Origin of the sequence: Chryseobacterium sp. AG363, assembly GCF_003610675.1 — a bacterium.
GTDB lineage: Bacteria > Bacteroidota > Bacteroidia > Flavobacteriales > Weeksellaceae > Chryseobacterium > Chryseobacterium cucumeris.
In genome coordinates this window covers 184,750-191,113 of record NZ_RAQF01000008.1, presented here as the reverse complement: position 1 = coordinate 191,113, position 6,364 = coordinate 184,750, and the positions used below count along the sequence as shown (strand labels likewise).

At 36.7% G+C, this 6,364-nt stretch carries 3 protein-coding genes; 1 reads left to right on the top strand and 2 read right to left on the bottom strand.

The annotated features are described in order from the left end of the window. Positions 1-1,255: 1,255 nt before the first annotated feature. Complete coding sequence (locus tag DEU39_RS23600) at positions 1,256-4,123, top strand: M16 family metallopeptidase (protein ID WP_120233577.1); 2,868 nt, start codon at positions 1,256-1,258, stop codon at positions 4,121-4,123. 122 nt (positions 4,124-4,245) lie between these two features. Here the strand turns inward: DEU39_RS23600 and DEU39_RS23595 are convergent, their stop codons facing one another. Both DEU39_RS23595 and DEU39_RS23590 read right to left on the bottom strand, forming a co-directional pair. After that, positions 4,246-5,322: a GNAT family N-acetyltransferase gene (locus tag DEU39_RS23595; RefSeq protein ID WP_120233576.1), complete on the bottom strand. Its 1,077-nt coding sequence runs from the start codon at positions 5,320-5,322 to the stop codon at positions 4,246-4,248. Next, complete coding sequence (locus tag DEU39_RS23590; RefSeq protein WP_120233575.1) at positions 5,319-6,317, bottom strand: polysaccharide deacetylase family protein; 999 nt, start codon at positions 6,315-6,317, stop codon at positions 5,319-5,321. Before DEU39_RS23590 ends, DEU39_RS23595 begins: the two co-directional genes overlap by 4 nt. Between the last annotated feature and the right edge of the window lie 47 nt (positions 6,318-6,364).

Here is a 6,364-nt window from a genome sequence, read left to right as displayed (position 1 = left end):
TCTTTCGCTTTTCAACGAAGCAATCTCTCTGTCAGTGTCGCTCCGTATTTGCGAGTGCAAAAGTAAAACTTTATTTTTTAATGACCAAATGTTTTTGAAGAAAATTTTAAAGTTTTTTAAGTAACCTTAACCCTTCTCAAAACCTCAATCTCTATACTCCTGCGCTCCCTCTAATTGGGACTGCAAAGATACAAACTCTTTTTAAACTGGCAACTTTTTTTTAAAAAAGTTTTAAAGTTTTTTTCGTCCGTTTCTTTTTTAAAGTAATATCGTTTCTGCCCATCTAAAGGCTCTTCTGCGCTACTGAATAGCTTTCGTTTTTCAGTGGGGCAAAGATAGTAACTTCATACAACGCAAAACAAGTTTATTTAACATAAATTTCATATTCGGATAGGTTTTTATCCTAATCAGCTGGATAGCAGGGTGAAAAATTTTAAACATTTGTTTGGAGGTGTGGTTGGAGAGTAAGTAGGTTGGAGGGTTTGGGGTGACTATGGTCAAATAGGGTATATATTATATAATATAGAGACCAGACTATACAAGAGAGCTTACTTTCTTCGACGAAGACTGAAGAGTATATTTATATATTATATAGAGCAATAAGATTTAACTCCTACACGCGTAATTAATTACAATGCTTCGACTCAGCTCAGCATGACATGGCTAATACTAACTGCTAAAAGACCTCAGATATTATCCTGCCAACTTACAAGCGCTCTTGTAAAGAATTTGGATTCCTGCAGAATGATACAATGGAAATAGGGATTTACACTCAATAATATGTTTACATAGAATTCTGCAATATGAAAATTCAAACCAATATTCCTTTTCTACCTGGAAACCCGAACCTCGAAACTCAATAACCAGAACCTCATCATTCATCATTCATCATTCATCATTCATCATTAACCACTTATCATTAACGACTCCTACCCTAGCCCTGATAGAAATGGTTACCCCGCAGCTTGCGTCGGAGGGTGGGAGGGTTGGAGCGTGGGAGAGCGCTGGTGCGAGGAGTAGGAATGGATAGCAGGAAATAGCTCCTTATAAAGTTCGAGAGTTGGAGGGTTGGGAATATGAAATTATAGTGATTGTATATAATGGTATACGGGATTGACAAACAGTTTCTGTAGAATGATTCACCTTCTCAACCGTAATAATAGATGTAATAATGATAAAAAGAGGCTAACATTTTTTTTGATTCCTTACATTTGTAGTGCATTCCGGTTTCTAAGGGATGAAATGAGTTTTATATATGACAGACAGAAAATATAAGGAAACGGTACATACAGATAACAACCAATATGACTATATTACGGTAACCCATGACGAAAATAACGTCAGAATCTATACTTTGAAAAATGGATTAAAGGTTTTTCTTGCTCAGAATTTTGATGCCCCAAGAATACAAACCTTCATTCCGGTAAGAACAGGAAGTAATAATGATCCGGCTGATAATACAGGGCTGGCACATTATCTTGAGCATATGATGTTTAAAGGAACTTCAAAAATCGGAACCCAGAACTGGGAAAAGGAAAAAGAACTTCTTGATCAGATCTCGGCTTTATATGAAGAACATAAAGCAGAACAGAATCCTGAAAAGAAAAGGGAAATCTACAAAAAGATTGATGAAGTTTCCCAGGAAGCCAGCCAATATGCCATTGCCAATGAATATGATAAAGCGATTTCTTCTCTGGGAGCCAGCGGTACTAATGCGCATACCTGGTTTGATGAAACGGTTTACAAAAACAATATTCCGAATAACGAACTTGAAAAATGGCTGAAAATAGAAAAGGAAAGATTCTCTGAAATTGTACTTCGTCTTTTCCATACTGAGCTGGAATCGGTGTATGAGGAGTTCAACAGGGCGCAGGACAATGACACAAGACTTGTGAGTTACGAACTGATGGATGCTCTTTTCCCGACTCATCCTAATGGACAGCAAACGACACTGGGAAAACCTGAACACCTGAAAAATCCATCGATGAAGGCTATTCATAAGTATTTTGATGAATATTATGTTCCTAATAATTATGCTATGGTACTAGTCGGGGATCTTGACTTCGATGAGACGATCCAATTAATTGATCAGTATTTCGGGACTTTACCTTATAAAGAGCTTCCTGCAAAAACACCCATTACTGAACAGCCTATTACAGAAGTTGTAGCCAGAACAGTAAAAAGCCCTACTACTCCACGTACTCAGCTTGCATGGAGAACAGATAGCTATGGAACAAGAGAAGCAATGCTGGCTGATATAGCTGCCAATATTCTCAGCAACAGAGGAGAAGCCGGATTATTGGATTTACACATTAACCAGACGCAGAAGATGCTTTGGGCTCAAGCCTTTTCTGTAGGACTAAGACAGTATGGATATTTCTCCATTGTTGCGGTTCCTAAGGAAACACAGACCCTGGAGGAAGCAAAGAATATGGTATTGGATGAAATTGAGCTGATCAAGAAAGGAGATTTTCCGGACTGGATGCTGCCAGCCATCATCAATGATTTCAAACTTCAGAGAATGAAAGGTCTTGAAACCGCCGAAGGCCTTGCTACCAATCTTTACGATTCTTATATAAAAGGAAGAACCTGGGAAGAGGAACTGAATGAAATGGATGAGTATGCCTCTTTCACCAAAGATGACGTAGTGAATTTTGCCAATGAGTTTTTCAAGGAAAACTATGTGGTTGTTAATAAAGAAAAAGGGGTAAACGACAAACTGATCAGAGTTGAGAATCCAGGTATCACTCCTGTTAAGATCAACCGTGATACGCAGTCAGAGTTTCTGAAAGAGATTTTAGCGGATAAAACTGAGGATATCAAGCCTGAATTTATTGATTATCAAAAAGGAATCGTTACAGATCAGCTTAACGGAAAGAAATTAAGTTTCGTAAAGAATAAATACAACGATATTGCTCAGGTACATTTCATTTTCTCTTTTGGAAGTGATCATGACAGAGATTTAGGGGTTTCAACTCAGCTTCTTCAGTATTTGGGAACTGATACCCTTTCGCCGGAGGATTTAAAAAAGGAGTTTTTCAAAATCGGAATCAGCAATGATTTTAAAACAACGAACAATCAGTTGACCATCTCGCTGAGCGGACTGGAAGAGAATATAGAAAAAGGAATTGCCCTTCTGCAGCATTGGATGCGAGATGTACAGCCTGATCAGGAAATCTATAATCAGTTTGTGGGAACAGTACTGGAAAACCGTCAGGCCATGAAGAAAGATAAAAACCGGATTATAACAGCCCTGAACAATTATACAAAGCTGGGTAGCAACTCACGTTTTACGGATGTTATTTCTAAGGAAGAGCTTGAAAACAGCAGTGCTGAAGTTTTTACAGACAGAATGAAAAAGCTTTTCCAATATCCTTATCAGGTATTTTTCTATGGTAAAAATTTTGAAACCTTTACAAAATACATCGGTGAGTACATAGAACCTGAAAGCCTTCAGATACCAGCTGCCAAACTGTATCCGGAACCGGCAACCGGAGGAAACGTGTATTTCATCAACTATGATATGGTTCAGATGGAAATGAGCAAGATTGGTAAAGGAAGCGAGGTGAACCCGCTTCATTTCGGAAAGATCAATGTGTTCAATGAATATTTTGGAAGAGGGTTATCTTCCATTGTTTTCCAGGAAATGCGGGAAAGTAAAAGTCTTGCCTACTCTGCTTATGTTTCTTATGCAGCGAACTCTGAGCTGAACCATCCTGATTATGTAACGACTTATATCGGAACCCAGCCTGACAAGCTGATGATCGCTGTAGATACCCTGAATGAACTGATGAACGAGCTGCCAGAAGTCCCTATTCAGTTTGAGAATGCCAGAAATGCAGCTCTGAAACAGATTGCTTCAACAAGGGTTACCCGAAACAATATATTTTTCAATACCTTAAGACTGCAGAAATTAAATATCTATCATGATTTCAGAAAAGATATTTATGAACAGATCCAGCAGTTAACATTTGAGGATATCAAGCATTTTTATCAGACAGAAGTCAAATCAATACATTTTAACACCGCTATTATCGGCAAAAAAGAGAATCTTGATATGGAAGCTGTCAACAAAATGGGAATATTTAAAGAAGTAAGTCTGAAAGATATTTTCGGACATTAAAAAACAAACCGCCAGATAGAATTATCAGGCGGTTTGTTTTTTTATAAGTGATAAATGATAATTGATCACGTGTAGCTCATCATTCATCATTCATCATTCATCATTCATCATTTATAAATCTATTACGTCATCATACAATCTCCGTCACCATCCTGATATTTTGGATTAAAATGATCAGGAAGTAATTCCAAAAGATTTTTATGAAACAGGTACTCTCTTTTAAAATCACGTTCATAGATAGGGGAAAATACTTTTGACTGTTGTATTTCCTTGTTTAATGCGGTTTGATAAGAAGTAAAGCCTTTTACTTTATGACTCACGATGAAATAATGTAAAAACCGGATAACCTCATCGAAATTACCGTCCGTAAAAAGGTAAGGTATTTTAAGATAGCCATCACGGAGCTGCAGCAGAAAACAGGATGTAATCTTGTTATTTTTATTTAAAATTTTGATCCAGAAATATTTAAAGCTGTCAGCAAAACTTGAAAACAGGTATTTTTCATCTTTTTTGCCTTCTAAAACCCAGGGATAATTGATAAAAGTATTGATTTCATCTGCATTACGCATCCCGGGAAACCTGTTCATAAAATCTGCACTTTCTTTGTCGATCTGATCCAGAACTTCATATTTAAAATCTGGTTTTGGTGCGGCTAGGTTCTTTATTGAGATCACTCCATTGGCGACAGCATCCAGAATTTGAAAAAGAGGTTTCAACGGTTGTGTTCCAGGTTTCTTTTCAGGAATCATTTTAGCGGCATCGGTTCTGAAGTAGTAGCGTTTCCCTTCTTTGGGAAAAACATAATCAAAAACACCCATAATATTATAGAGGGCTTCTGCTTCTTTAGTAAATTCTGTAATGGCAATCCGGCCTTCGTATTCTTCAAAAACTTTTTTCAGCAATGCTTTCGCCGGTCTTTTTTTTCTATATTCCGGGTTAACATACAGGGTACTGAGCCAGGCATAGCGGATTTCTTTTCCATCTATAGTAAAACAATCCGGAAAACATCCCACATAACCGATCAGTTTTTCTTCATAAAAAGCAAGAATGAGAAGTGTATCATGATCTGATGCTTTTGGGTTCTGAATATGAGACAGCGAGCGATGTCTTGTAATGGGAAGAAAATCATATTGCTGAAAATTTCCGGAGGATATAAAATCTTCCAGTTCTTTTCTATTGAATGTTTTCAGCGCTATCATTTTCTCACAATCGTATTTTTATTCATCAGGCTTTTCAATCTGAAGTAAGCTATTTCTTTTTTCAATATCTGTGCTCCGCTCTCTCCCATTTCCATTGGAATTCTTTGAAAATTTCTCTTCACACTGTCCAGTTTTATACCGGCACACCCAAAGCTGCAGTAGATCTCTTCATTTTTATAAAGTTCATCAAAAAAATCTTTCTTTACTTCAAAATCGGTAAACGGGAATGCAAAACTTTCGTACAAAAAACCATTTTCTTTTAAATAAGCAAAGGTTCTGTCGGTTGTTGTCATCTGTTCTTTCAAAGACAAATCGCCATATTTGGGATGATCCCAGCTGTGCGAAGAAATTCCAAAACCTTTGTTGGTAAGTTCTTTTAATTCTTCTGTTGTTAAATAAGGTTTAAATTCCTTTGAATAAGCCTTAAAATCTATTTCAAGTTTTTCAGCAAGCTGATCCAGAATATTTCTTTTCTGATAATTTATGGATAAAATTTTCTTTTGTAGAGCGCGTCTATCCATATTTTTCAACGACAGGATAAAATAAATTTCAGGATCTATTGTTTTCATTTTTTCAGCAGCATCGCCAAGAAGACTTGCCTTGCACCTGAACATCATCTCTTTATTATCTATGAAAGCCGGATTGATAAAATTACAGGCATATATTCCTTTTCGTTCCAGAATGGGAACTACAATATCGTAAAACTCTCTGAAACCATCATCAAAAGTTAAAAGGGCAATTTTTTTCGAAGGTTTAAAACTTCCGGCCATATAATCTTTGAACTCCTGCCAGTTTACAAACTGAAAATGCTTTGCGATATAATCCAGATCATTCTCAAACTGTTGAGTCGTCTTATAACGGATCACATGTTTTAAATGAGGAAGTTCTTTGTCTGAAACACTGTGATAAAGCGGCAGACAATAGTCCAGCGGAAATGATTTTCCGATATTCCCAGTTTCAAAAGCTGCCAAAACATTGATGATGCTGTCTTTCATCCTATTGTAAATAAAAAGAATCTATTCAAAATTAAATTCAAATAGAT